The sequence below is a fragment of the Paractinoplanes deccanensis genome (assembly GCF_016862115.1).
Lineage (GTDB): Bacteria > Actinomycetota > Actinomycetes > Mycobacteriales > Micromonosporaceae > Actinoplanes > Actinoplanes deccanensis.
The window spans coordinates 13590-36800 of record NZ_BOMI01000014.1 but is presented as its reverse complement, the minus strand read 5'-3'; the positions used below and the strand labels follow the sequence as shown (position 1 = coordinate 36800).

General features: G+C 70.4%; 26 protein-coding genes. 8 read left to right on the top strand and 18 right to left on the bottom strand.

Translation table 11 applies throughout. The features are described 5' to 3' along the window. Position 1: 1 nt before the first annotated feature. Genes Ade02nite_RS04940 through Ade02nite_RS04915 form a run of 6 tightly spaced genes read right to left on the bottom strand, consistent with a single transcriptional unit; the run spans position 2 to position 5520 of the window. On the bottom strand, positions 2-943 hold the full coding sequence (locus tag Ade02nite_RS04940; protein ID WP_203760302.1) for a LamG-like jellyroll fold domain-containing protein: 942 nt from the start codon (positions 941-943) through the stop codon (positions 2-4). A 12-nt stretch (positions 944-955) separates the two neighbouring features. Next, the gene (locus Ade02nite_RS04935) at positions 956-1705 is read right to left on the bottom strand and encodes an ABC transporter ATP-binding protein (protein WP_203760301.1); all 750 of its coding nucleotides are present in this window, start codon (positions 1703-1705) and stop codon (positions 956-958) included. Next, on the bottom strand, positions 1695-2411 hold the full coding sequence (locus Ade02nite_RS04930) for an ABC transporter ATP-binding protein (protein ID WP_203760300.1): 717 nt from the start codon (positions 2409-2411) through the stop codon (positions 1695-1697). Before Ade02nite_RS04930 ends, Ade02nite_RS04935 begins: the two co-directional genes overlap by 11 nt. After that, positions 2408-3433: a branched-chain amino acid ABC transporter permease gene (locus tag Ade02nite_RS04925; RefSeq protein WP_203760299.1), complete on the bottom strand. Its 1026-nt coding sequence runs from the start codon at positions 3431-3433 to the stop codon at positions 2408-2410. Before Ade02nite_RS04925 ends, Ade02nite_RS04930 begins: the two co-directional genes overlap by 4 nt. Next, positions 3417-4292, bottom strand: a complete 876-nt coding sequence (locus tag Ade02nite_RS04920; protein WP_203760298.1) for a branched-chain amino acid ABC transporter permease — start codon at positions 4290-4292, stop codon at positions 3417-3419. The genes Ade02nite_RS04925 and Ade02nite_RS04920 overlap by 17 nt, the downstream gene beginning before the upstream one ends. Positions 4293-4296: 4 nt before the next feature. Then, entirely contained in the window at positions 4297-5520 is a 1224-nt protein-coding gene (locus tag Ade02nite_RS04915; protein ID WP_239168525.1) for an amino acid ABC transporter substrate-binding protein, read from the bottom strand. A gap of 99 nt (positions 5521-5619) precedes the next feature. Here Ade02nite_RS04915 and Ade02nite_RS04910 point away from each other — a divergent pair, with 99 nt between their 5' ends. Continuing rightward, positions 5620-6657, top strand: a complete 1038-nt coding sequence (locus tag Ade02nite_RS04910; RefSeq protein WP_203760297.1) for a LacI family DNA-binding transcriptional regulator — start codon at positions 5620-5622, stop codon at positions 6655-6657. Here the strand turns inward: Ade02nite_RS04910 and Ade02nite_RS04905 are convergent. Further along, on the bottom strand, positions 6651-7124 hold the full coding sequence (locus Ade02nite_RS04905; protein WP_203760296.1) for a GNAT family N-acetyltransferase: 474 nt from the start codon (positions 7122-7124) through the stop codon (positions 6651-6653). The two genes, Ade02nite_RS04910 and Ade02nite_RS04905, sit on opposite strands and share 7 nt — an antisense overlap. Before the next feature lie 215 nt (positions 7125-7339). Continuing rightward, a complete protein-coding gene (locus tag Ade02nite_RS04900) occupies positions 7340-7525 on the bottom strand; it encodes a hypothetical protein (protein ID WP_203760295.1) in 186 nt (61 codons plus the stop codon). A gap of 193 nt (positions 7526-7718) precedes the next feature. Here Ade02nite_RS04900 and Ade02nite_RS04895 point away from each other — a divergent pair, with 193 nt between their 5' ends. After that, a complete protein-coding gene (locus Ade02nite_RS04895) occupies positions 7719-8069 on the top strand; it encodes a hypothetical protein (protein ID WP_203760294.1) in 351 nt (116 codons plus the stop codon). A gap of 112 nt (positions 8070-8181) precedes the next feature. On the opposite strand, the gene Ade02nite_RS04890 is transcribed toward Ade02nite_RS04895, so the two are convergent. The 3 genes from Ade02nite_RS04890 to Ade02nite_RS04880 all read right to left on the bottom strand — a co-directional run bounded on the left by Ade02nite_RS04890 (position 8182) and on the right by Ade02nite_RS04880 (position 11704). Further along, positions 8182-8610 (bottom strand): hypothetical protein, encoded by a 429-nt coding sequence (locus tag Ade02nite_RS04890; protein ID WP_203760293.1) that lies wholly within the window; start codon positions 8608-8610, stop codon positions 8182-8184. Positions 8611-8844: 234 nt separating this feature from the next. Further along, complete coding sequence (locus Ade02nite_RS04885; RefSeq protein WP_203760292.1) at positions 8845-9765, bottom strand: alpha/beta fold hydrolase; 921 nt, start codon at positions 9763-9765, stop codon at positions 8845-8847. A gap of 115 nt (positions 9766-9880) precedes the next feature. Continuing rightward, positions 9881-11704, bottom strand: a complete 1824-nt coding sequence (locus Ade02nite_RS04880) for a glycoside hydrolase family 15 protein (protein ID WP_203760291.1) — start codon at positions 11702-11704, stop codon at positions 9881-9883. 125 nt (positions 11705-11829) lie between these two features. Here Ade02nite_RS04880 and Ade02nite_RS04875 point away from each other — a divergent pair, with 125 nt between their 5' ends. Further along, on the top strand, positions 11830-12264 hold the full coding sequence (locus Ade02nite_RS04875; protein ID WP_203760290.1) for a VOC family protein: 435 nt from the start codon (positions 11830-11832) through the stop codon (positions 12262-12264). A gap of 4 nt (positions 12265-12268) precedes the next feature. Here the strand turns inward: Ade02nite_RS04875 and Ade02nite_RS04870 are convergent, their stop codons facing one another. Together Ade02nite_RS04870 and Ade02nite_RS04865 are read right to left on the bottom strand one after the other, a co-directional pair. Next, positions 12269-13159 (bottom strand): DUF6910 family protein, encoded by an 891-nt coding sequence (locus tag Ade02nite_RS04870; RefSeq protein WP_203760289.1) that lies wholly within the window; start codon positions 13157-13159, stop codon positions 12269-12271. Positions 13160-13169: 10 nt separating this feature from the next. Continuing rightward, positions 13170-13772, bottom strand: coding sequence for an SGNH/GDSL hydrolase family protein (locus tag Ade02nite_RS04865; RefSeq protein ID WP_203760288.1), 603 nt, complete (start codon positions 13770-13772; stop codon positions 13170-13172). 65 nt (positions 13773-13837) lie between these two features. On the opposite strand from Ade02nite_RS04865, the gene Ade02nite_RS04860 reads away from it, so the two are divergent. The 5 genes from Ade02nite_RS04860 to Ade02nite_RS04840 all read left to right on the top strand — a co-directional run bounded on the left by Ade02nite_RS04860 (position 13838) and on the right by Ade02nite_RS04840 (position 17744). Then, positions 13838-15289, top strand: coding sequence for an amino acid permease (locus Ade02nite_RS04860; RefSeq protein ID WP_203760287.1), 1452 nt, complete (start codon positions 13838-13840; stop codon positions 15287-15289). A 33-nt stretch (positions 15290-15322) separates the two neighbouring features. After that, the gene (locus Ade02nite_RS04855; protein WP_203760286.1) at positions 15323-15778 is read left to right on the top strand and encodes a hypothetical protein; all 456 of its coding nucleotides are present in this window, start codon (positions 15323-15325) and stop codon (positions 15776-15778) included. 233 nt (positions 15779-16011) lie between these two features. Beyond that, positions 16012-16647, top strand: coding sequence for an STAS domain-containing protein (locus Ade02nite_RS04850; protein WP_203760285.1), 636 nt, complete (start codon positions 16012-16014; stop codon positions 16645-16647). Positions 16648-16657: 10 nt separating this feature from the next. Continuing rightward, positions 16658-17392 (top strand): STAS domain-containing protein, encoded by a 735-nt coding sequence (locus Ade02nite_RS04845; protein ID WP_203760284.1) that lies wholly within the window; start codon positions 16658-16660, stop codon positions 17390-17392. A 109-nt stretch (positions 17393-17501) separates the two neighbouring features. Beyond that, positions 17502-17744 carry a hypothetical protein gene (locus Ade02nite_RS04840; RefSeq protein ID WP_203760283.1) on the top strand — a complete coding sequence of 81 codons (243 nt, stop codon included), beginning with the start codon at positions 17502-17504 and terminating at the stop codon, positions 17742-17744. 42 nt (positions 17745-17786) lie between these two features. Here the strand turns inward: Ade02nite_RS04840 and Ade02nite_RS04835 are convergent, their stop codons facing one another. The 5 genes from Ade02nite_RS04835 to Ade02nite_RS04815 form a co-directional block, all read right to left on the bottom strand. Continuing rightward, positions 17787-18569 (bottom strand): polysaccharide lyase family 7 protein, encoded by a 783-nt coding sequence (locus Ade02nite_RS04835; protein WP_203760282.1) that lies wholly within the window; start codon positions 18567-18569, stop codon positions 17787-17789. Positions 18570-18661: 92 nt separating this feature from the next. Continuing rightward, positions 18662-19165 (bottom strand): hypothetical protein, encoded by a 504-nt coding sequence (locus tag Ade02nite_RS04830; RefSeq protein ID WP_203760281.1) that lies wholly within the window; start codon positions 19163-19165, stop codon positions 18662-18664. A gap of 121 nt (positions 19166-19286) precedes the next feature. Next, positions 19287-21272 (bottom strand): hypothetical protein, encoded by a 1986-nt coding sequence (locus Ade02nite_RS04825; RefSeq protein WP_203760280.1) that lies wholly within the window; start codon positions 21270-21272, stop codon positions 19287-19289. After that, positions 21269-22366, bottom strand: a complete 1098-nt coding sequence (locus Ade02nite_RS04820; protein ID WP_379035500.1) for a 5'-methylthioadenosine/S-adenosylhomocysteine nucleosidase family protein — start codon at positions 22364-22366, stop codon at positions 21269-21271. Before Ade02nite_RS04820 ends, Ade02nite_RS04825 begins: the two co-directional genes overlap by 4 nt. After that, on the bottom strand, positions 22363-23097 hold the full coding sequence (locus tag Ade02nite_RS04815; protein WP_203760279.1) for an NUDIX hydrolase: 735 nt from the start codon (positions 23095-23097) through the stop codon (positions 22363-22365). Before Ade02nite_RS04815 ends, Ade02nite_RS04820 begins: the two co-directional genes overlap by 4 nt. Positions 23098-23211: the final 114 nt, after the last annotated feature.

The window sequence follows — 23211 nt, the reverse complement described above, 5'->3', positions numbered from 1 at the left end:
TTCAGTGGCGGAAGTAGTAGCGGTACTGGGCGGCGACCTCGCGCGCGGAGAGCGACCGGTCGAGGAACGTGAGCGCGTCCATCCGGCAGTCGCAGGGGTTGCGCTCGACGGTGTTCTGCGGGAAGCTGCCGCCGATCTTGATGCCGCGCGGGTCGCTGGCGGTCGTCACGTGCGGGCCCGGGCCGGAGACCAGCCACGGGTCGTCCGTACGGGTGTAGAAGCCCTCGACCGGTACGCCGTTGCGGTAGAGCGCCATCGTGCCGGCGTTGAAGTCGAACGTCGCCGCGAGGTGCACCCACGTGTCCTTGGGCAGCAGCGTCTTCCAGTCCTCGCCGGCGGCGAAGGTCTGCGAGTTGCCGCCGTCGAGGCGCCGCCCGAGCGCGACCAGCCGGAGCGTGCCGTTCACGTCGATCAGCTCCAGCAGCGCGCGCACGCCGTGCCCGTCGGAGTCGCCGGTGAGCACGCCGGCCAGGCCGATCGCGTTGAAGTAGTCGTTCGGGTCGGCCGTGACGCTGTTGAGCGCCGGGCCGTCCATGGAGCGCTTGAACCAGCCCATCACGGTCGTGCCGCCGACCGCGTTGAAGGCTCGGAGCGTGCGCACGCCGGGCTGGGCGTAGATGCCGGCCTTCCAGTCGTCGTTCCCGGTCACCGCCGGGTCGACCTGCTTCGTCTGGAGCGCCCGGCGAGCGCCGGGATAGGCGGCGTCGGGCACCCGCTGGGCGGCGCCGCCGTTTATCAGTTCGATCTCGGTGCCCGAGCGGCCGAGGTCCTTCTCGAGGGCCGTGTCACCGGGCACGGGGTGGTCGAAGTCGTAGAGCGCGACCACGTCGGAGCGGAGGGACGGATGGACACTCTGCGGACCGGGAGCGTCCGCGCTGACAGGTGTTCCCGCTGCCACGAGGGCGAGGCCCAGCGCGACGGCGATTCCTCCAGTTCGTCTCACCAGGACGACCTTTCAGATATCCGGCACAGGCTCGGCGGGACGGCCGCCGAGGTAGAGCTCCCCGAGCTGCGGATCGGCCAGGAGCTGCCGGGCCGGCCCGGAGATGTGCACGCGCCCGAGGTCGAGCACGCACCCGAGGTCCGCGGTCTCCAGCGCCCGCCGGGCGTTCTGCTCCACGAGCAGCACAGCCGTCCCGGCGTCGCGCATCCGCACGACCTGTTCGAACACCGTGCTGGTCGCCTTGGGGTCCAGTCCCATCGAGGGCTCGTCCAGCAGGACGACCTTCGGATCCACCATCAGCGACCGGGCGAACTCCACCTGTTTCTGCTGCCCGCCGGAGAGCAGGCCGGCGAGCGATCCCCAGCGGTCGGCCACCACCGGGAAGACCTCTTTGACGAATGCCACGCGGGACGCGATGCGCCGGGAGTCACGCAGGGTGTAGGCGCCGAGCAACACGTTCTCCTCGACGGTCATCTCGCGGAACACGCTGTGCCCCTGGAGCACGAGCGACACCCCGTGAGCGAGCATCTGCTGCGGTCCCGCGCCGGTGACTTCCCGGCCCGCCACGAGGACGCGGCCGGACCGGGGCTTCAGCAGGCCGCCCGCCACCTTGAGCACCGTGGACTTGCCGGCGCCGTTCGGCCCGACCAGGCAGACGATCGACCCGGCCGGCACGGCGACGCCGAAACCGCGCAGGACCGGCGCGGCGCGCCCGTACCCGGCGACGACATCGACCAGCTCGAATTCGACTTCAGACGCCAAGGTACGCCCCCAGCACGCGCTCGTCGGAGCGGATGACCGACGGCGGTCCCTCCGCGATGGGCCGTCCCCGGTCGAACACCACGATGTGGTCGCTGATGCTCATGACCAGGTCCATGTTGTGCTCGACGATGACGAAGGTGCGCCCCTCGGCGTTGAGCTCGCGGATCAGCGCGCCGATGCGGTCGAGCAGCGCCGGGTTGACCCCGCCCGCCGGCTCGTCGAGCAGCACCGTCTCGGGCTCGGCCATCAGCACCCCGGCCAGCTCCAGCAGCTTCTGCTGACCCCACGACATGTCGCGCGCCTCGCTCTCCGCGAGGTGCTCGATGCCGAGCCTCGTCAACCAGCTCATCGCCCGTTCGATGTCGCCCTTGGCCTTCGCCGAGCGCAGACCCCCTTGCGGTACGGCGGCGAGCACGTTCTCGAGCGCGGTCATCCGCGGGAACGTGCGGCACAGCTGGAACGTTCGCCCCAGCCCGGCCCGCGCGATGCGGTGCGGCGCCTTGCCGGTGAGGTCGCGCCCCCGGTACGTGACCCGGCCGGAGTCCGGCCTGATCATGCCGGTGACGCAGTTGAAGTACGTCGTCTTGCCGGAGCCGTTCGGCCCGATCAGGGCGTTCACCTTGCCCTCGTGGAACGAGACGGTCGCGCCGTCGAGGGCCGTCACGCCGCCGAACGCCTTGCGCAGCTCGTGCGTTTCGAGGCTCATACCGCCGCCTTCCGCTGGTCGCGCAGCTCCGCCGCGGTCACCTCGCGGATCGACGAGCGCCGGGTGCGGTCGAAGCGCCGGAACAGGTCGCCGATCGCCGGCAGGATCCCGTCCGGCATGAAGATCACGACCAGCGCCAGCAGCAGGCCGGTCGCGACCAGGTGCAGCGGCGTGTCGCCGTACTCGACCTTGAAGTACTCCAGAGCCGAGCCGACGATGAGCGCGCCGACCACCGGGCCGAACAGGTTGCGCACGCCGCCGAGCAGCGCCATCAGCACCACGTACGACCCGGTGAGGATGGAGAACTGGAACACCGGGTCGAGGTCGCCGAACCAGAGCGCGTAGAGCCCGCCGGCCAGCGCCGTGAAGCCCGCCGAGACCACAAAGACGATCAGCTTGTACGTGAAGGTCGGCGTGCCCAGCGCCTCGGCCTTGTCCTCGTCCTCGCGGATCGACTTGAGCCCCAGGCCGAAGCGCGACCGGTCGAGCAGCCACCAGACCAGCAGCGCCACGCCGAGCAGTCCCGCGAAGAGGAAGTAGAAGACCCGGTGGTGCTCGGGCCGGGTCAGGTCGAACGGGCGCGGCACCACCAGCCCGCGCGAGCCGCCGGTGAACGACGCCCAGCTCTGGAAGACCAGCAGCAGGATCAGCACCAGCGCGATCGACACGATGACGAACGACGCGCCCCGCACCCGCAGGGCGGCCATGCCCAGCGGTACGGCGAGCGCCGCCACGAGCAGCCCGGCCAGCGCCAGGGCCGCGAACGACGGCATACCCGCCTTCGTGGCGAGCAGGCCCGTCGCGTACCCGCCGAGGCCTGCCAACGCGCCATGGCCGAGCGAGATGTAGCCGGTGAAGCCGCCGACGAAGTTCCACGACGTCGCCAGCACGGCGTAGTTCAGCACGAGCACACCGGAGGAGAGGATGTACGGGTTGGGCGCCAGGCTCGGGAAGACGAGGATCCCCGCCGCGAGCACCACGATCGCCCCGACGGCCACGATCTTTCTAGAAGCGTTGGGCAAGGCGGCCTCCGAAGAATCCCTGCGGCCGGAACGCGAGCGTCGCGAACAGCGCCACGTAGAAGACGGTCTGCGCCCACGTCGTGCCCATCGGGATCTGGAGCAGGCTCTGCGCCATCCCGAGGACCATCGCCGCGGCGGCCGCGCCGGGCACGCTGCCCAGGCCGCCGACCACGATGATCGCCATCAGCGGGCCGATCCAGTGCCAGTGCAGCGACGGGTAGATGGTGGTGTCGAGCGACAGCGCCGTACCGCCGATCGCCGCGGTGGCCAGGCCGATGCCGAAGCCGTAGCCGGCGACCCGCTCGGTGTCGATGCCGAGCAGCCGGGCCGCGTCCCGGTGCTGGATGGTCGCCCGCAGCGCCCACCCGAACCGGGTGCGCTTCATCAACACGTACAGGCTGGTGAGCGCGACCGCGGCCAGGACGAACGCGATCAGCTTGACCACCGCGATCCGCGCCCCGAACAGCTCGAGGCTCGCCGAGCCGTAGCCGAGCTGGATGCGCCGCTGCGTGCCGGTGAAGGCGTAGCCGAGCAGCCCCTCGACGCCGAGCGCGATCGCGAAGGTGAGCAGCACCGACATCATGGTGAGGGTGGCCGGCCGGAGCCGCGTGAGCAGCAGGCGCTGCAACGCGACCCCGGCGGCGAAGAAGAGCGGAACCGTGACCACCATCGACAGCAGCGGGTCGAGCCCGAACCGGTCGTGCATCCACCAGGCCAGGTAGGCGGCCAGGATGAGGAACGCCGAGTGGGCGATCATCACGACCCGCATGATGCCGAAGTAGAGCGTCAGCCCGGCGGCGAGCAGGGCGTACAGGCCGCCCAGCAGCAGGCCGAGCACGATGCTCTGAAGGACCAGCATCGCGTCACCAGGCCGGCTTCGGGTAGACGAACTCGGCTTCCTTGACGTCGGACGGCAGGACGATCTTGATGTCGTTGCCGACCCACTGCTGGATCATGTGGGCGCCCTGCGGCTTGCCGGTCGCGTCCCAGCTCAGCGGCCCGACCACGGTGTCCACCTTGTTGGAGTGCAGCCAGTCGACCAGCTTCTTCTGGCATTCGCCCTGCTCGGCGCAGCCCACCGCGGTCACGGCGGCGGCGACGACCTGGCCGGTGGTGTAGCCGTTGGCCTGGTCCTCCTCGGGCTCCTTGCCGAACTGGGCCTTGAACTTCTCGACGAACTCCTTGTTGCTCTCGTACGGCGCGTCCTGGCTGTAGCCGGTCGGCGAGAGGATGCCCTCGGTCTTGTTGCCGATCGCCTTGGCGAACTCGGGGTTCGTCGGCGCGGTCGAGAACGCGGCCAGCTTGGGCTGGTAGCCGAGCTGCTGGAGCGCGACGATCAGGTTGACGCCGTCCTGGTACTGCGAGCCGCCCACGAGCACGTCGGCCTTGGCGGCGGCCACCTTGGCCGCGATGCCGCTGAAGTCGGTGGTGTTCGGCGGGTAGACCTCGTTCACCACGGTCTTCACGCCGCCGGCTTCGAGCTTCTCCTTCAGGCCGTACGCGGTGCCCTGCGCGAAGGGGTCGTCCATCGCGGCGTACGCGGCCGTCTTGGGACGCTGGTCGGGCGGCAGCGCGAGAATGTGCTCGGCGAGATGGTTGTAGTGGTCGTTCGCGACCGCCGGGGCCGCGTAGAACAGGTTCTTGAAGCCCTGCTCGAAGACCTCCTTGGCGGCGCCGGCCGGCTCGACGAAGAGCATGTCGTACTCCTCGGCGACGCGGGCCGAGGGCACCACGAGCCGGGTGGAGAACGGGCCGACGACCAGGTCGACCTGGTCCTTGCCGATGAGCTGCTCGTAGTCGGCGACGACCCGGTCCGCGTTGGACTGGTCGTCGAGGATCTTGAGCTCGACCTGGCGGCCGAGCAGGCCACCCTTGTCGTTGACCACCTTGGCCCAGGCCTCGTAGCCCTCCTGGACGCCCTTGCCCGGCTCGGAGAAGTCGCCGGTCAGCGGCAGGGAGATGCCGACGACGATGGGATCGCTGGTGTTCTCGCCGCCGCCTGAGCCGTCGCCCGAACAGCCGGTCAGCGCCAGAATCGTGGCCGACCCGAGGGCTGCGGCCGTTGAGCGGAAATGGTTTATCGGCATCCTCGGACGCTCCTCTGCACCGAGTACGAAAGCGCTTCCGAAAGCGCTTGCGTAGACTAAGCTGTGCAGTAGATCACTGGCAAGAGCTGGGAGTTAACGATGCCGAAACCGGGCCCTGGGCTGCGCCTCATCGATGTCGCCCAACGGGCCGGCGTCTCCCTCGCGACCGCCTCACGCGCCCTGTCGGGCCGCGACGGCGTCAGCGAGGAGGTCGCCAACCGGGTGCGCCAGGTGTCGCTCGAGATGGGCTATGTGGCCAATCCGTACGCCCGCACCCTCGCCGGTGGCGCCAGCTCCACGGTCGGCCTCGTCGTGCATCAGGTCGACGACCCGTACTTCTCCGAGATCGCCGGCGGCGTCATCCAGCTCGCCGGCGAGCAGAGCCTGCTGGTGCAGATCTGCCACTCCGGCCGCGACCCCGAGCAGGAGCTGCGCCAGATCCGCAGCCTCATCGCCCAGCGCGTCGGCATCATCATCGTGGCCGGCTCCGGCTACAGCGACCCGGCCGTCGAGTCGGAGGCGCGAGCGGTCCTCAGCGGTTACGAACGCAACGGCGGCCGCCTGGCGGTGATCGGCCGCCACAGCCTGAGCGCCGACGCCGTGCTCCCCGACAACGAGGCGGGCGGCCGCGCCCTGGGCGAGCACCTGATCGGCCTGGGCCACCGCCACATAGCCGTCGTCGCGGGCACGGCGGCGCTGACGACGGTCACCGACCGCATGACCGGCGTGGTGGCCGCGCTGCGCGCCCACGGCCTCGACCCCGAGGCGATGCCCGTGCTGCACACCGACTTCATCCGCGAGGGCGGCCGCGTGGCGACGGAGGCCGTCCTCCGCGACCACCCGTCCACCACGGCGATCATCGCCCTCAACGACGCGATGGCGATGGGCGTCCTGTCCTCACTGCGCGAACACGACATCGCGGTCCCGGCCCGCATGTCGGTGGTCGGCTTCGACGACGTCTCGGTGGCGGCCGACCTGGCCCCCAGCCTCACGACGGTGCGCCTGCCCATGTACGAGATGGGCCGCATGGCCCTCGACCTGGCCCTGAAGCCCCGGGCCGCCCGCCCACGCCGCCGCCGCACCGGCCACCAGCTGATCGTCCGCGACTCGACCGGCCCGGCGCCCACCCCTCACTGAAGCTGGAGGACCGTCTCCTCGATCTCGGCCCTGCGCGCGTTCGCATATCCCACGGCGGTGCCGACAACCTCGAACCCCGCCCGCCGCAACACTTTGAGCGACCCCACGTTGTCACTGGCGGCCCGCGCGAACACCGGCCGCACCGGTTGCAGCTCCAGCAGCAGCGCCAGCGCCCGCCCGGCGACCCCCTGCCCCCAGAAGGCCCGATCGATCCAGTACGTGACCTCGGTATCACCCTCGACGACAAAGCTCCCCGCGTTGCCGGCAAGCCGCCCGTCCACAGTGACAACCCGATAGATCACGTCGTCCGAAGCCCTGATCTTGGCCATGTGCCGCTCGAACGCATCCCGGTCGTCCGGATCCGCCGCCGTGAAGGCCGCCATCCACACCGACTCGGGATCCCGCATGATCTCGAACATCGCGTCGAGATCGGCGTCCTCGACCTCGCGCAGCGCCACCTCGGTCACAGCATCCCCCGTCCGCAGGCCGCCTATCGTATCGGCGCTGCCCCGCTGCCGCCGTCCCCGCGCCACCGCCCCGCCTGCGCGTCGTTACCCGGGTTCCCTCTTGCTGAACGACCACGCGACCCGCGTCTTGATGGCGGCGTGGCGCAAAACGCCCGGCCGGGCGCTGGAAATCGAATCCGCCGGCGTATCGATTGAGCAATTTCCGCCTTCAAAGATCAATCTTCTGGGCGGCGTTCGGGTGACTCGGTGAGCTCGTCCAAGTTGATGTGCAACGTGGCCAGCAACCCACCGTGGCGTGTGGAGTCGACCTGCTCGGGCAGTTGCCGCTCCACGAAATCCGCCCGCACGTCCTGCCCGCGCCGCCGCAGCTCGTCGACGACGGCCTGCCTCGGAACGATCATTTCTTCCTCGATTTCGCATGAGTCCGGGCACGATGGTTTCCGCCTGCGGCGACCGCTGCACCAGTCAGCCGCCACAGGCGGACGAAAAGTGAGGAAAAATCGGAAGCTTTTCCCGACCGTAGCACGAATCAGAAAAGCGAAACAGTTTCAGCGCGCCGCGACGAGCCTGATCTTGTTCCGCTATCGTGCCGGGATGCACGAGAACGCGCGGCGCCGCGGCCCCTGGATCCTGATCTCGCTTCAGGCCATTGTGGTGACCGCCTACCTGTACGGGGTCATCGCCTACGTGACCACGGAAGCGACGTTCTTTCCCGAGCAGTCCCCGCCGGCATGGGCCTTCCCCGCTGTGGTCGCGACGGCCGCCGGCTTCCTCGTGGCGGTCCCCTGCGTGCTGCTGGCCCTGCCGCGGCTGACCCGCCCCGCCTACCGCACCGCCACCCCGTCCTGGCGCCTGCTGGCCGCCGCGACCGCCGCCAGCGTCCTCATGCTGGCCGTGATGGCCACGCCGCCCGGCTGGGAGATCTTCGACTGGTACGTGTCCTGACGAGCCGCTCGCGCGGCCGCCTCAACCAGGCGAGTTCCCCAGACAGAACGTTCGTTCTCTCCAACCGCGCCCGCCGCCGCACTCACGGCAGGCGCCCGCACGCGTCCGGCGATCAGCCCGCCGACGGGTGATGGCGCCCGATCAACCGCAGCTCGACGATCTTGTTGACGACCGGATAGTCGTCGATCATCGAGCCGCCGCTGTGTTCCCGCACGATCGCCGTCAGGCGTTGGCGCAGCGCCTCCTGGACGCCCGGGTCCGTGGCACGCCACGTGTCCTGCACGAGAGCGAAGTAACTCCCATAGTCGTGCTGCCCACCCGGCAGCGCGGTCTTGTCGAGCACCGGGAACAACCGCGGCGCGATGAAGTGCGACAGCTTCGACGGGAACACTCCCGACTCGCTCCGCGTGGGCTTGATCAGCGCGGCCAGGTCCGGCAGCCTGCGCACCTGCTCCCACTCGACGGACGTGATGTCGTCCTCGAGCCGGGGCCGCACCACCGTTTCCCAGACGTCGACCAGCTCGCCGTGATACTTCAGCATGCGCTCGTCGAGCTCCGCATAACTGGCGCCGCGCGTGGCGCGCCAGTCGTGCAGCCGCCGCCGCGTCGCCGTCCACCAGGCCGGGCCGAACGTCCCGTCCGTGATCGCCCGCTGGCTCGCGTAGAAGGCGTTGTGCAGGTCCTGCGGTCACCGCTTCCGGGTCTTCCAGTACGCGACGCCGTCCTCGAACTCACGCACCGGGTCACCGTTCATCGGTGCAGGATACCGAGGCGTTTACGCGGCCAGCTTTCCGCTCTGCCGGGCCGGGGTCGCGGCGATGAAGTCCAGGACGCCTTCGGCGAAGCGCTCCGGCTCCTCGATGTGGCCCAGGTGCCCGCTGCGGGCGAGGAGCAGCAAGCGGGCGTACGGGATGAGCGAGTGCAGTTCGCGCGCCCAGCGGGTGCCGCCGATGATGTCGTACATGCCCGCGGTGACCAGGGTCGGGACACGCAGGCCGGGCAGGTCGGCGCGGTCGTCGATGGGCTCCGGGGCGGCGAGGTAGGAGCGGCGGATCTTGGAGCGGAGGCCGGCGAGCTCGTCGCGGCGTGCCCAGTAGTGGGCGAACTGGGCGGGCAGCGCGTCGCGGGTCGCGGCGGTCAGGGTGCGGTCGTCGTGGGCGTCCTGAATGGCGTGCAGGGCGTCGAGCACCGCGGGCAGGGCCGGGTTCCACTGGTTGCGCCGCACGAAGCGGTCGAGCTGCTGGCTGGTCTCGACGGACTGCTCGGGGCCGGTGACCGGCGAGCTCATGTGCAGGATCAGGCCGGCCAGGCGGTCCGGGCGGCGCAGCGCGTAGTACTGCGCGACCAGGCCGCCGTGACAATGACCGAGCAGGTGTACGCGGTCACGGCCGAGGTGGTCGAGCACGCGGTCGAGTGCCTCCGCGTACACGGGCCTGGTGTAACCGTCCGGATGGGACGGCAGGCGGCCGGACGCGCCGGTGCCGAGCGGCTCCACGTAGACAACCCGGACGCGGCGCTCGACCGCCGGCATCCGCAGGTACTCCCAGGACAGTCCCGGGCCGCCCGGGATCGCCACGCACACCTCCGGGCCGCTGCCCCGCACGTGGTAGCGCTGCCCGGTGCCGTTCACATCGATTTCATGAGTGCCGATCCGCAGCGGGTTCCTGCTGCGGTCCGCGCGAAGTTGGACAACCACGGTGGATCCCCCCAGACGCCGTTCCGTTGTTGTCCCTAACGATGGCAAAACCCGGGTGTTCAGCGAACCCGTGCAAAACCCTGGGGGAGAACCCTGGGGACGCTGACCAGGGGCGTCACGCGTGGTCGCGCTCCCAGGCCCGGCGTTCCGCCTCGCTGATGGCCCAGGCGGCGTTGACCAGGCCGATGTGGCTGAACGCCTGCGGGAAGTTGCCCAGCATCTCGCCCGTGCCCGGGTCGGCCTCCTCGGCCAGCAGGTCCACGTCGTTGCGGTGGCCGGCTGCCCGTCCGAACACTTCGCGTGCCCGTTCACACTCGCCGGCCAGGGCGAGGGCGTGGGCCAGCCAGAACGTGCAGAGCAGGAACGTGCCCTCGTCGCCGTCGAGCCCGTCGGCGCCGCGGTAGCGGTAGACCAGCCCGCGCGGGTCGACCAGGTCCCTGGCCACGGCGTCGATGGTGGCGCGCATGCGCGGATCGGTGGCCGGCAGGAAGCCCACGATCGGCATCATCAGCACCGAGGCGTCCAAATCCACGGAGCCGAACGATTGCGTGAACGCGCCCACCCGCTCGGAGAACCCCTCACGCAGCACGGTCGCCCGGATCTCGTCGCGAGCAGCTCGCCATTTGCCGGAGTGGTCGGAGGACACGGTGGGGGCCAGCAACGCGAGGGCGCGGTCGAGGGCGACCCAGCACATCACCTTCGAGTAGAGGAAGTGGCGGGGCTCGCCCCGTACCTCCCAGATGCCCTGGTCGGGCTCGTGCCAGCGGGTGGCGGCGGTGTCGGCGAGGGTGATCAGGAAGGCGCGCACGTCGTCGTCCACCGTGTCGAGCTGGGCGGAGAGGCGGTGTGCGGCGGCGAGCAGCTCTCCGTACACGTCGGTCTGTTGCTGGCGCCAGGCCTCGTTGCCGACGCGCACGGGGCTGCTGTCGCGCCATCCTCGCAGGTGGGGCAGGGTGCGTTCGGTGAGGTCGTGCTCGCCGCCGACGCCGAACATGATCTGGAGCGGTGTGGGGGCGCCGGCGGCGGCCGTGGTCATGAAGGCGAAGAAGTCGCCGGCCTCGTCGGGGCAGGCGGCGACCCACAGGGCCTCCATCGTGAAGCTCGCGTCGCGCACCCATGAATAGCGGTAGTCCCAGTTGCGGGCGCCGCCGGGGCTCTCGGGCAGCGATGTGGTCGGTGCGGCGACGATCGCGCCGCTCGGGCGGTACGTGAGGGCCTGGAGCACCCGGCCGCTGTGCCGCACGAGGTCGCGCCACGGGCCGTCGTACGCCTGATGGAGGGCCGACCACGACCGCCACGCCTCGATCGTGTCGGCGAGCCTCGCGGTCAGGGCCCGCTGCGGCCACACGTGCGCCGGCGTCTCCTCCAGCGTCGACCGGTGCAGGGCGAAGGCCAGGGTCTCCCCCGCGCTCACCGTGACGGTCGCGGTCGCCGTCGACTCGTGCAGGTCCAGGGGTACGGGGGTGCTGAGCACCAGCCATTCCGCGCCGCCGCGGGCCGTGACGCCGCCGTCGGCGTGCCCGAGCAGGGGGTGCAGGAGCCCGTACTCGGGGCGGGGACGGTATTCGACGCGCAGGGCGACCTGGCCGGAGACGCCGGTGACCGACCGGATCAGCAGGTGCGGCGATCCCCGGCCGAGCTCGTGGCCCCGGTTGCCCTCGCCCATGGCCAGCGCCTCGGTGAGCCGGACCACACCGCTCGTGGTGCGGAACTGAGTCTCCAGCACCAGCGTGCCGTCCAGGTAACGCCGGCTCGCCTCGTACGGGCCGGTCGGCGTCAACGACCAGTGACCTGCGGTTTCGTCGAGGAGGCGGCCGAAGACCGAGGGGCTGTCGAAGCGCGGGAAACAGAGCCAGTCGACCGACCCGGCGTCGGTGACGAGGGCGGCCGAGTGGCAGTCGGAGAGGAGGGCGTGCGCGGCGATCGGGACACTGCTCATGCCTCGATTGTTGGCCCGCCAGGGTCCCGCCCAGGCACGGGATCCCGGGGACCAGGGACTGTCCCTGGCTCGCCCGGTGCCCGTGCGGGGCGAGTCTGGTGACACCAATCCGATGGAGGTCCGCCATGAATTTCCGCTTCGAGGTCACCGTGATCCCGGTCAGCGACGTCGACCGGGCGAAGGCCTTCTACCAGGGCCTCGGCTGGCGCCTGGACGCCGACTTCCCGATCAACGACCACCTGCGCGTCGTGCAGTTCACGCCGCCCGGCTCGCCCGCGTCGATCCAGTTCGGCGTCGGCCTGACCGCGCAGGAGCCCGGCTCGGCCCGCGACAACATGCTGATCGTCGACGACATCGAGGCCGCCCGTAAGGAGCTCATCTCGCTGGGCGCCGAGGTCGGCGAGGTCTGGCACGGCCTGCGCGGCCTCGACACCAGCGGCCGCGTGCCGGGCCTGGAGCCGGACCGCAAGTCGTACGGCAGCTACGCCTCGTTCGCCGACCCGGACGGCAACGAGTGGCTGCTCCAGGAGATCACCCAGCGCTTCCCGGGCCGCGACTGAGCGCTCACCAGCTCAACTCCAGGTCGATCTCCCGCGAGGGGATGACCGGATCGTCCGCGTCGACGACCGCCAGCAGCCTCAGGCCGCCGGCGGTCGCCGCGCTGACGGCAAGACCCTCGACCTTGGGTACGGCGCCGTCCGGGGCCGGGAGCGCGGCGGTCGCGAGCACCCCGTCGTCGTCGAGCAGCACCAGCGCCGCGCCCACCACCGGACCGTCGTCGTACGCGTTCGGTGTGTCCTCGGCGGCCGCGCTGACCAGCACGCGGCCCCCGCCGAGCGCCACCGCGTCCGTGACCGCGAGGCCGACACCGGCAACGGCGCCGAGGTCGTAACGGCGTACCCCCGTGATCGTGATCTGATCGGCGGGCCCGCCCGCCACCGCGGCCAGCAGCGCCGCGAAGTCCACGTCGACGCAGGCCGTCGGGGCCCCGGCCACCGCGTTGCCGCGCTGGAACCAGCGCAACCGGTCGCCGACCGCGCAGGCCCCCTCCAGGTTGAGCGACTCCACCGGCACGCCGAGCGCGGCGGCCACCCGGTGATACACCACGGTGAGGTCCACCGGCGTGAAGCCCTCGGCCGTGACCAGGGAGGCCCGCATCCGCGCCGGGGTCGAGCCCGACCCGAGCAGCAGCACGCCCTCCCCCACCGGGCAGGCCGCCTCGAAGTCGGGCTTGAGGTGCTTGGTGCCCGCCACGGAGCTGAAGACCTCCAGGCCGTCGACCGGGTCGAGCACGCGGACCGGGACGGTCGACCCCGGCCGGCACCAGGCCGCGTGCGTGGCGTCGTCCTGGGCGATCAGATGGCCGTCGCCGAACGGGGCGATCGCGGAGGCGGCGCGCACCGGCGACCCGTCGTCGAAGACGAGCGAGGAGGTGCCGCGGACGGACAGGCGCATGCCCGCATTGTCACCCGGCGAGGACCTTCGCCGCCTTACGGACGGCCGGGGCGAGCGCGTCGGCGATGACCGCGTAGCCGGCGCTCGACGGGTGGAAGCGGTCGGCGCTGAACAGCGAGTGGTCGCCGGCGAACCCGGCGGCCGACGACATGCCGATGTCCGCCACGTGGGCGCCCTCGGCCAGGGCCGCCTGGGTCTGCGCGTCGTGCAGCAGCCGGCTGCCGGCGCGGACCAGGGCACGCATCTCGGCCGGGACCCACGGGACGACGCTGAGATCGGGCGCGGGGGCGACGACCACCTCGGCGCCGGCCGCGCGCAGCGTCCGCAGGGCCGCGGTCAGCCGGGGCACCGCCTGCTGGGGCGGCACGAAGCGGGTGAGGTCGTTGGCGCCGATGATGATCAGGGCGAGGCCGGGGTGCCAGGCGGCGGCCCGGGCCGCCTGGGCGGGCAGGTCGCGGCTCTGGGCGCCGGGGACGGCGAAGATCCGGGGCTCGTTCGGCACGCCGTGCGCGGCCAGGTCGGCCGAGAGCCGGGCGGCGGCCGTGTCGGCGGGTGCGGAGGCGCCCTGGCCGTACGCGATGGAGTCGCCGAGGATCGCGAAGCGGAGAGTCACCCCTGCTCCAACGCCCGGAGCGGCACGGATTAATCCGCAGGCCGCTGGGTAGACGTGCGGCCATCATGTCGATATTGCGGACGAAATCTGTCGAGGACGTGCTCGCGCGCGGCGAGGCCGGCGGCGGGTTGCGGCGGCGCCTCGGCCCGCTGAGCCTCATGGGGTTCGGCATCGGGATCGTGATCGGTACGGGCATCTTCACGCTGACCGGCGTCGAGGCGCGCGACCACGCGGGGCCGGCGGTCACCGTGTCGTTCCTGCTGGCCGGGGTGGCGAGCCTGCTGGCGGCGCTCTGTTACGCCGAGCTCGCGTCCTCGGTGCCGACGGCGGGCAGCGCCTACACGTACGCGTACGCGACCATGGGCGAGATCTTCGCCTGGATCATCGGGTGGGATCTGGTGCTCGAGTTCGCGCTCGGCGCGGCCGTGGTGGCCCGGGGCTGGTCCGGCTATCTCGCGTCGCTGTTCGACCTGCCGAGCAGCCTGTTCGGCGAGGACAGCGTGGTCAACGTGGGCGCCATCCTGATCACGCTGGCGCTGGGCGCGGTCGCCACCGTGGGCATCCAGCAGTCGTCGCGGGTCACCAACGTGCTCGTCGTGGTGAAGGTCGGCATCTGCGTCTTCGTCGTCGTGGCGGGGCTGTTCTTCCTCGACGCCGCCAACCTGACGCCCTTCGTGCCGCCGTCGCAGCCCACGGACGCGAGCGAGCCGGGGCTGACCCAGCCGCTGTCGCAGCTGCTGTTCGGCATCGAGCCGTCCGCGTTCGGCATCACCGGGGTGCTCACGGCGGCCGCGGTGGTCTTCTTCGCGTACACCGGCTTCGAGGCCGTGGCGAACCTGGGCGAGGAGACCCGCAAGCCCAGCCGGGACCTGCCCCTGGGGCTGTTCGGGACGCTGGGCGTGTCGGCGGTGCTCTATGTGGCGGTGTCGTTCGTGGTGGTCGGCATGGTCGACTACCGGCAGATCGACCCGGGCGCGCCGATCGCCTCGGCCTTCGAGAGCGTCGGCGCGGGCTGGGCGTCGCACCTCGTGTCGATCGCGGCCGTGGCCGGGCTGACCAGCGTGATCCTGGTGGACATCGTGGCGATCGGCCGGATCGGTTTCGCGATGTCGCGCGACCGCCTGCTCCCGCCGTCCGTCGGCAGGATCCACCCCCGATGGGGTACGCCGTACCGCACCACGATCGCGGTGACCGCCGGTGTGGCGTTGCTGGCCGGGTTCGTGCCGCTGTCGTCGCTGGCGAACCTGGTGAGCATCGGAACGCTGTTCGCCTTCGTGACCGTGTCGATCGCGGTGCCCGTGCTGCGCCGCACCCGGCCCCGGCTGCGCCGCCCGTTCCGCGTGCCGTTCTCGCCGGTCGTGCCGGTGCTGTCGGCGCTCGCCTGCCTCTATCTCATGACCAACCTGTCGGTGGAGACGTGGCTGCGCTTCCTCGCCTGGCTGGCGCTCGGGATGGTCGTCTATCTGGCGTACGGGCATCGACAGGCTTCGCTTCGTGACGTATCGTCGCCCTCCTAGGGAGTGGGAGCGCTCCCAATCGGGAGGTCAGCCATGCGCCGCGTTCTGCTCGTCGCCGCCGCCGTCGCGGTCGTGTCCGGCTGCGGCACGGTGGCCGGGACTCCGGCGGGCACTCCACCTCCCGCGGCGCCGGCGCCGAGCGTGCCGGCCGAGCTCAAGGCCACCTGCGACGCGCTGGGCAAGGTGTACGGCGAGAAGATGGCGCCCTTCGCCCAGTCCCTCACCACGATGGTCGGGCGCCGCGACGCCGGCACCCAGAAGCAGGCGCGGGAGTCGCTGGAGGCCTTCGCCGCCGCCGTCGACGAGGCCACCCGCGCGAGCGGGGACGCGGGCTTGAAGGCGGACGGCAAGAAGGCGGCCGATCAGCTGCGCGCCAAGGCGGCCGACGCGAAGTTCTTCGCCGGGATCCGCACGGACAGGGACGTGAGCAACACGTTGGGACCGGCCCTGAAGGAGTGGCTGTCGCCGGTCACGCGGCACTGCTCCTGACGCGCCTTGCCCCCTGACGCCCGCCTCGTCCGGCGGCGCGGGTCTCCCCCGACGGTGACGCTGAGTCGCTGGGAGCCGTGTATGGGTGAACCACTCCCCTGAACGACCGCGGACCAGCCGACGACAACTCGTACCCCGGGTGGATCGCTGCACCCAAGAGGGAACATCACCGGCGGATCCCGTCCGGATGCCGCAGAATCGATAGCCGCGGGGGAGCCGGACGGAAGGTCAGCATGAGCGGGTTGTTCACCATGTGCAAGCACGACGACGGGGACGGCCTCGTGCGGATCGTCCTCACCGGCGAGATCGACGCCGACGTGAGCCCCGCGCTGAGCACCATGATGGTCAACGCCGCCGACCAGAACGGCGTGGCGGGCCTGGTCGTCGACCTCGAACGGGTCTCGCTGCTCTCCGCCGCCGGCATCCGCAGCCTGCTGGAGGCGCGCGCGGCCGCCGGGGACCGCGGCCTGCCGTTCGGCGTGGTCAACCCGGGCGGCCTGGTCGAGGAGGCGCTCATGGCCGCCGGCGTGTCGGGTCCGCTCATGATGCGGCGCTCCCCCTCCGCCGCTACGGCGCGGCACCTGCCGGCGTCGGGCTTGACGGCCGCGGGCCTGACGGGCGGCTCGGCCGCGAGTTCGGCGGACGGCTCGGCCGCGAGTTCGGCGGACGGCTCGGCCGCGAGGCCGACGGACGGCTCAGCCGCGAGTTCGGCGGACGGCTCAGCCGCGAGGCCGACGGACGGCGCGGCCTCGAGTTCGCCGGCCGCGAGGTCGACGGGCGGCTCGGCGGCGGGTTCGGCGGGGCTGACCGCCTCCGGCTGGGCCCAATCGTCGCGTGTGCGGGGTGGGCTGCCGGCTCCGGGCGCGTAACAATCGGGATATGCCCGGCGTTCACTGCGAGGTCGAGCCGGCCGGGACGCGACTGCTGGTCCGCGTCCACGGCGAGCTCACGCTGGCCACCGCGCCGCGCGTGCGGGCCACGCTGCTCAAATGCCTGATGGAACGGCCCGACGCCGTCGTGGTGGACCTGGAGCGCGCGGTCGTCGCCGACCCGCACGCCGTGGCGGTGTTCCAGGCGGCCTCCCGCCAGGCTTCTCTCTGGCCGGGCACCCCGCTGCTGATCGTCGCCACCGACCCGCGGACCACCAGGCTGCTGGAGGCCGGCTACGGCCGGGTGGCGCTGATCGCCACCGTCGACGAGGCGCTGACGGTCGAGCCGCGCCGGCACATGCCGTCGATGAGCGAGGTGCTGCTCCCGCTGACCGGGGCCGCCCGGCGGGCCCGCGCCCTGGCGAGGGACGCCTGCGACCGCTGGGGTCTCGAGCACCTGGCCGGCCCGGCGAGCCTCATCGCCGGCGAGCTGGTCACCAACGCGGCGACCCACGCCAACACGATGGCCGACCTGCGGCTGACCCGGGGCCGCCGCTACCTGATGGTCGCGGTCCGCGACGGCAGCACCCAGCCACCCGTGCTGCCCCCGACGAGCTCCCCCGACCCCGCCGCACCACGCGGCCTGCTCCTGGTCGACGCGGTGGCCCAGCGCTGGGGCACGCTGCCCGCCGACGACGGCAAGGTCGTCTGGGCCACCCTGCCCCTGCGCCCGCCGGCCACCTGACCGCGCCCTCCCCCACCGCCCGCCCGGGTTCGGGGAGCGGGGCAATCAGGCGAGAGCCGTTCACGTCTGACCTTTGCGGGGTATCCGGGTGGGGACGAAAGGAGCCGTCATGACGAATCCTCAGGTTCCCGGGCTTCCCGTCGCCGCCGAGGTGGCCGCGGAGCAGACCAGGGAAGACGCCGGCACCGCCGGACCGGACGCGACCGGGCCCCTGGTCGGCGCGTCGGACGCCGAGGCGGACGCGGCCCGTTCCGGTGCGGACGCCGATCTGGCCGATCCCGCACGCGACTCGGACGGGGAGGCCGTCGGCGAAGCCGATCTGGAGGCCGACAAGCGCCGCTCCGGGGCGTAGAGCGCGCGGTGCTCGCGCCGCGAGACGCGAGCACCGGCCTCGTCAGCCGTGCGTGACGACCAGGCTGTAGAACTTGACCTTCGCACCGTTGCTGGTGCTCTCCGAGGACGACTGGTTGTACGAGCCGGCCTTGAAGTACTGCTTGTACGGGTTGAACGACGACGGGATCGGGTAGCTGGTCCGCGACCCGTTCACCGTCAGGTTGATCTTGTTGCCGGAGACGTTGATGACGTACGTCCACTTCACGCCGAGCGCCACGTTGCCGACCTTGTGCAGCGTCTGGCCGCCGGCCGGCGAGTTCTCCGTACCGAGGTAGATGTCGCCGTTGGGCCGGTAGTAGAGCTCCAGCAGCGGCTTGGTCGAGGTGCCGCCCGAGCCGAGATGCACCTGGCCGACCGCCACGTTCTTGGTCACCTGCGGGACGCGCAGCTGGGCGCTGAGCGTGTGGTTGCCGGCGAGCGGCCAGTCCGCGGCCGTGCCGTTCGCGTTCATCTCGCGCAGCTCCGAGCGCGCGTACTTGGAGTTGGGCGTGGTGACCCCCTTCTCGGGCGCCCAGAACGTCATCGACCCGTCGTTCTTGTCGGTCCAGAAGTACGCCGGGTTGCTGTACCCGTTCGCACCCTTGAGCCGCGCCGGCGAGATCGTGTCCGGCTTGCCCGGCGACCCGGTCGGCAACTGGAGCTGCCACACCGACAGGTCGAAGTTGCCACCGGGCGGCAGCGACGGGTCGAGGGTCGCCGCGTTCGCGTTCGTGATGCCGACGACGCCCAGCGTCCCGGCCACGGCGGCGGCGACCAGGCCGGCGAGCAGCGTGCGCTTGTTCATGTCGAGAACCTCTGCCTACGGGGGATTGGCAAGACGGTTAACAATAAAGGCGTACGTCTATGTCCCCGCAAGCATTCGCGCTGCTCGAACCCTTAAATAACCTTAAGAGCCCGGAACACGGCACCCGTCGTCGCGCCGAAGACCAGGTGAGCGCTCAGATCCTTGGCGAGCGTCTTCCGGTCGTACTCCCAGATCTGCTTGTAGAGCCCCGCGGCCGGCAACACGGCATAGCTGGTGCCCCACACCGCGGCCCCGAACGGCGGCCCGTACGCGCTCCGGGGCTTACGCAGCGAGCCGGCCAGCACGCCGTAGACCGCGCCGGCGCTCATCCCGTACCCCCAATGGGTGATGTTGTTGACGACAGCGGCATAGCGGTCGTCGAGCTTGCGCTGAAAGACCCCCTCGACCAGCCGCCGCCCCACCTGCGCGGGCGCGGGCGCCTCCTCCCACGTCTTGACACCCGCCGAGAACTCCCAGGTGGCGAAGCTGTCCTTGCCCCCACCACGCCGATACCGCAAATACCAGAGCGAGTCCATGGCAAGCGTCCCGACGGCGCCGGCCACGAGGCCCCTGAGCACCGCACCTAGAGGTGTCATCGTCTCTTCCCTTCCACGACTGGGCTCCATACTTCTCCCGCCCGGCGCCGGAGGGATCCTCAAAGTGACCAGCACGTCATCCCGTGAACCGCACGCACTGCCGAGCGTTTGCGGGACGCTCTCAATCCATCAGGCCGTGCACGGCACGCTTCAAACGGTTGATCCGTTCACCGCTTCGCTCGTCCTCGTGGACGATCCAGTCCTTGCCCTCCGCGGCGATCCCTTCGAGGACGTGCAAGGTGTTCTGCAGGCCCGCGGCGTCCACGGTGAGCTGGACGGCCGTCCCCGGGGTCTCGCCGGTCCCGAGCTTCTCCTCGCCGACTCCGGCGACCGGTATCTCGAGCGGCTCGCCGCTCACGAGCGCCAGTTCGAACGTCCTTTCCCGCTGATCGCCCTCGGTCACGTGCACGGACGCGACCGCGTCGAATCGGTAGTTGGTGCGCTGCCGGTTGTGGAATGTCGCATTGTGGAAGTCGAGCTCGACGGCCATCTGGCGCACCCCCTCTGAGGTGAGGAGGAAGATCAAGATCTGATAGCGGGAGTACCGCCAAGGGCCGTTGACCACGCGCGCACGGTCACATCCCGGTGCTGGAGCCTCGATGAAGGCGTGCGTGATCATGTTGCTCGGCAACAGCTTGTAGTGCTGGATCGCCTCATTCATCAACAGAACCCGGTCGCATTCCAGCCACGCGGCCATCTCGGAATCCGAGGGAGTATCGGCCAGCCTCTCCTGCCATCGGCGATACGCCGCGAGACTGTCCAAGTACAAGAGATCCTTCTCTTTGGCCTCATGTTCGTACCGGCGGCGTTCCGTCGTGATCGTCAGCCAGTCGACAGCCGCGGAGGCTCCGGTCGCCAGCAGAACCGGGACAGCGAGCGAGGCATAGAGCGGACTGACGGGGATCGCACCCGCCAGCGCTCGCAATCCCGCCAGCACCACGACAGTCACGCCGACGACAACGGCGACCTTCGTCGACGCGCGCGTCCGGAAGCGCCACCGATGGTCCCACAGCGTGTTCTGCTGCCACTGACGTTTGACGACGCCGACCCGGTAGCGGATCAGCCATGCGACGGCGTCGGCGTCCACTTTCGTGTCCCGATAGGCGTCGACCACTTCGTCCCGAATGCTGCGGCGTATGCCGGCAGTTTCGGCAAGCCAGACCGCCCGGTCGACACTCTTCGGCACGTATCTGCCGAAGTACTTGCTGAACAACCGGTCGACCTGGCTGGCAAATCCGCCAACCGGCGGACGCCGCCGTTGCCCGGGAAAACGGAGTTCGCGCTCCTTCGCATTGCGACGCTCGTTCCTGTGCCGCCACTCGGCGCCGTTCACAGCCCACAGGAAACCGCCGAGAACGGCGAGCAGATAGGCAACGATCACCGGCGTCTGGGCACTCCTGGCCGCGAGAACGCCGATGTATCCGACAACAGTGACGAAGGCGCCGCCGGCGGCATACGCCCTGATTCGCAGCCCGATGGTCACTCGGGGAGGCTCCGGAAAAGTGCGCCGCGGCCTTACCGGATCGGGCTCGAAGAACTTCCACGTGCGGCGGAGTCGGTCACGCGCCGTACGGCCGTCGAAGGCTTCTGGGATCAGACGCCACCAAGCCTGATCCTGTAGCGGACCGGTAAGGAACATCTCCAGATGCTTCGCTATCTTCCGGCTCTGTTCCTCTCCGAGTCTGGCCAGGTCGGCGGGATCAACGGTTCGGCTCTCGATGTCGCCGAGCAGTCTCTCGATCACCCGGACGCCGTCCGCCCATTCGTCGTCGGCGCCGGCCAGGCAGTCTCTCGCGGCCTCGAGCGTCTGGAAGTCCTCGGCAGACAGCTGTTGCAGCGTGCGACCGCTCAGCAAGGCCAGCAACTGATGGAAGCGGACCTCGCTCGAGTCGTGGCCGAGGACGACTGCTTCGTTGATCAGTTCGCGTGCTCGCTGGGGCATGCGGTTCTCGAGATAGAGAAGTCCTACCTCGTACTTCTCCTTGGGCGTGGCGTCCGCCGCGAGGTGATAATGGTTGAGCTCGTGCACGACGGCGATGCCGGCTTGCAAACCGACGCTGGCGGAGTCCGCTGCCGTATTTGTAGCCGTCACGTTCGGCGCGTTCATGGCATGCCCTTGACCGCGCCGATGATCGTTGCCAGGCGGGATGCGAGTTCGGCCACATCGCTGACCAGTCCCACCAGGCGCTTGAGGGCGGTCAACAGCTTCCGCTGGTCCGGCGGGGTCTTCGCCAGGGATTTGCCGGCGACGGTGAGCTCAGCCTCGGCTGCCGAATAGTCGTCCTCGCTCACCAATCCGGCGCGGCGGGCATGTCGCAATTCCTCGCGGAAGCCGGAAAGCTGCTCGGCGATCCCCGCTGCGGGACGCGACTGCGAGCTGTTGACTGCGCCGTACACCTGCCCGGCCTGGATACCGACCGAAGCGTTGCCGGAAGCGGAATTGTTCGTGACGACAGCAGGGGTGGTCGGGTCCACGACGGGGCTCCTCGGATTCTTCGGGAGGGAACGGTTGAGCTCGGCCGCCAGCGCGACAGCGAAGTTCGCGGCGTTGGCAACCGCCTTCTCCTGCCACCGCTGCCGGTCGGTGGTGGTCTTGGTCCCGTCAGCTCGATCGCTGATGCCTCGCACCACGACCACCGGCAGAGCGCTGTTCAGATGCCCGGCCTGGGCGACGCCCGCGCCTTCCATTTCGATCGCCACGGCGTCGTTGTAGTGCTCGTGCACCCATCGCGCGTGGTAGGAAGTGACGGAGTCGAGCACGACCTCGCCGGCGGCGATAGGACCGAAACGGACCTTCTCCGGCACGCGTCTGGCGAGATGCCGGGCGACCTGATCGGCATGATGCGAGATCTCCCAGGCACGAGGACGGCTGTGCTGGCCGTCGTCATCGCTCGTGCCACCGTGGTAGGCGTACACATGGGTAGCGACCACGACATCGCCCAACTCGAGGTGCGAGTAGAGGGCTCCGGCGACGCCCGCGAAGAGCACGGCGGCCGGCGAGAACTCGGCAATGGCACGTTCGGCGAGGACGGCGGCCGGATGATTGCCCTTGCCGACGAGCGCCAGCGCGGCTCGGCCTCCGCCGGGAAGCTCGCCGACTTCGAAACGAGTGCCGTGCTGGTGAGTGTGCGGCCGCAGGCCGTGGAGCTTGTCACGCACGGCCTCGTACTCCAGGTCGAGGGCGGTGAGGATGACGATCAACGGATTGCTCCTTTCCGGACGGCCGCCTCGGCGGACCTGACCATCGGCGGGTAGAGCACCTCTCGCGGACCGGTCCGGAAGAGCCGAGCGGGCCGGCCCGTCTCGTTCCGGCGAGATGGCCCGGCCGGAACGACGAAGCCATCGGCGCTCTGTACCTTGCGGTAGAAGTTGCGCGGGTCGAGCCGGACGCCCCACACAGCCTCGTAGACCTGCTGCAACTCCGAGAGCGTGAAGGTGGGCCCGCAGAAGGCCGTGCCGAGATTGGAATGCTCCAGCTTGGCGCGGGCGCGTTCGACACCGTCGGTGACCATCTGCCGGTGGTCGAAGGCCAGCGGCAGAGCGCCGGACAGCACCCCGTCTGTCGCCTGCCAGGAGGCACCGGCGGCATCCGTGCCCGCGACCGGGTCGGGCAGGCGAGGCAGCACGGCGAGATAGGCAACCGACACGACTCGGCCCCGGGGATCGCGACCGGGAGCGCCGTAAACGCCCAATTGCTCCAGATGGAGGCTGTCGACGGCGAGACCGGCTTCCTCGGAGAGCTCTCGCCGCGCCGCGGTGAGCAGGTCTTCCTGCAGATGGCTGAGGAAGCCGCCGGGCAACGCCATCGCGCCGCGGTAGGGAGCGATACCTCGTTCGATCAGCAGGACGTGCAGTCGGTCATACCGCAGCGTGAGGATGACCAGGTCCACCGCGAGAAGCACCTCGGGCGGTTGCCATTCATCTACATCCATGCATGGAGCGTACGTTCTTGTCAGACTGACAGTAAGTCAATCGATGTGCCAATCTCGCCACCATGAAGGAGTGGCGCGCCCCTCGATGGGGCGCGCCACTCCTCGATGCCGGCC

Bases quoted from the DNA above. Each gene is read 5' to 3' on its own strand.
- Ade02nite_RS04930 (WP_203760300.1), bottom strand. From the start codon at position 2,411: ATGAGCCTCGAAACGCACGAGCTGCGCAAGGCGTTCGGCGGCGTGACG.
- Ade02nite_RS04920 (WP_203760298.1), bottom strand. From the start codon at position 4,292: ATGCTGGTCCTTCAGAGCATCGTGCTCGGCCTGCTGCTGGGCGGCCTG.
- Ade02nite_RS04915 (WP_239168525.1), bottom strand. From the start codon at position 5,520: ATGCCGATAAACCATTTCCGCTCAACGGCCGCAGCCCTCGGGTCGGCC.
- Ade02nite_RS04910 (WP_203760297.1), top strand. From the start codon at position 5,620: ATGCCGAAACCGGGCCCTGGGCTGCGCCTCATCGATGTCGCCCAACGG.
- Ade02nite_RS04900 (WP_203760295.1), bottom strand. From the start codon at position 7,525: ATGATCGTTCCGAGGCAGGCCGTCGTCGACGAGCTGCGGCGGCGCGGG.
- Ade02nite_RS04895 (WP_203760294.1), top strand. From the start codon at position 7,719: ATGCACGAGAACGCGCGGCGCCGCGGCCCCTGGATCCTGATCTCGCTT.
- Ade02nite_RS04890 (WP_203760293.1), bottom strand. From the start codon at position 8,610: ATGCTGAAGTATCACGGCGAGCTGGTCGACGTCTGGGAAACGGTGGTG.
- Ade02nite_RS04880 (WP_203760291.1), bottom strand. From the start codon at position 11,704: ATGAGCAGTGTCCCGATCGCCGCGCACGCCCTCCTCTCCGACTGCCAC.
- Ade02nite_RS04875 (WP_203760290.1), top strand. From the start codon at position 11,830: ATGAATTTCCGCTTCGAGGTCACCGTGATCCCGGTCAGCGACGTCGAC.
- Ade02nite_RS04870 (WP_203760289.1), bottom strand. From the start codon at position 13,159: ATGCGCCTGTCCGTCCGCGGCACCTCCTCGCTCGTCTTCGACGACGGG.
- Ade02nite_RS04860 (WP_203760287.1), top strand. From the start codon at position 13,838: ATGTCGATATTGCGGACGAAATCTGTCGAGGACGTGCTCGCGCGCGGC.
- Ade02nite_RS04855 (WP_203760286.1), top strand. From the start codon at position 15,323: ATGCGCCGCGTTCTGCTCGTCGCCGCCGCCGTCGCGGTCGTGTCCGGC.
- Ade02nite_RS04850 (WP_203760285.1), top strand. From the start codon at position 16,012: ATGAGCGGGTTGTTCACCATGTGCAAGCACGACGACGGGGACGGCCTC.
- Ade02nite_RS04845 (WP_203760284.1), top strand. From the start codon at position 16,658: ATGCCCGGCGTTCACTGCGAGGTCGAGCCGGCCGGGACGCGACTGCTG.
- Ade02nite_RS04840 (WP_203760283.1), top strand. From the start codon at position 17,502: ATGACGAATCCTCAGGTTCCCGGGCTTCCCGTCGCCGCCGAGGTGGCC.
- Ade02nite_RS04835 (WP_203760282.1), bottom strand. From the start codon at position 18,569: ATGAACAAGCGCACGCTGCTCGCCGGCCTGGTCGCCGCCGCCGTGGCC.
- Ade02nite_RS04830 (WP_203760281.1), bottom strand. From the start codon at position 19,165: ATGACACCTCTAGGTGCGGTGCTCAGGGGCCTCGTGGCCGGCGCCGTC.
- Ade02nite_RS04825 (WP_203760280.1), bottom strand. From the start codon at position 21,272: ATGAACGCGCCGAACGTGACGGCTACAAATACGGCAGCGGACTCCGCC.
- Ade02nite_RS04815 (WP_203760279.1), bottom strand. From the start codon at position 23,097: ATGGATGTAGATGAATGGCAACCGCCCGAGGTGCTTCTCGCGGTGGAC.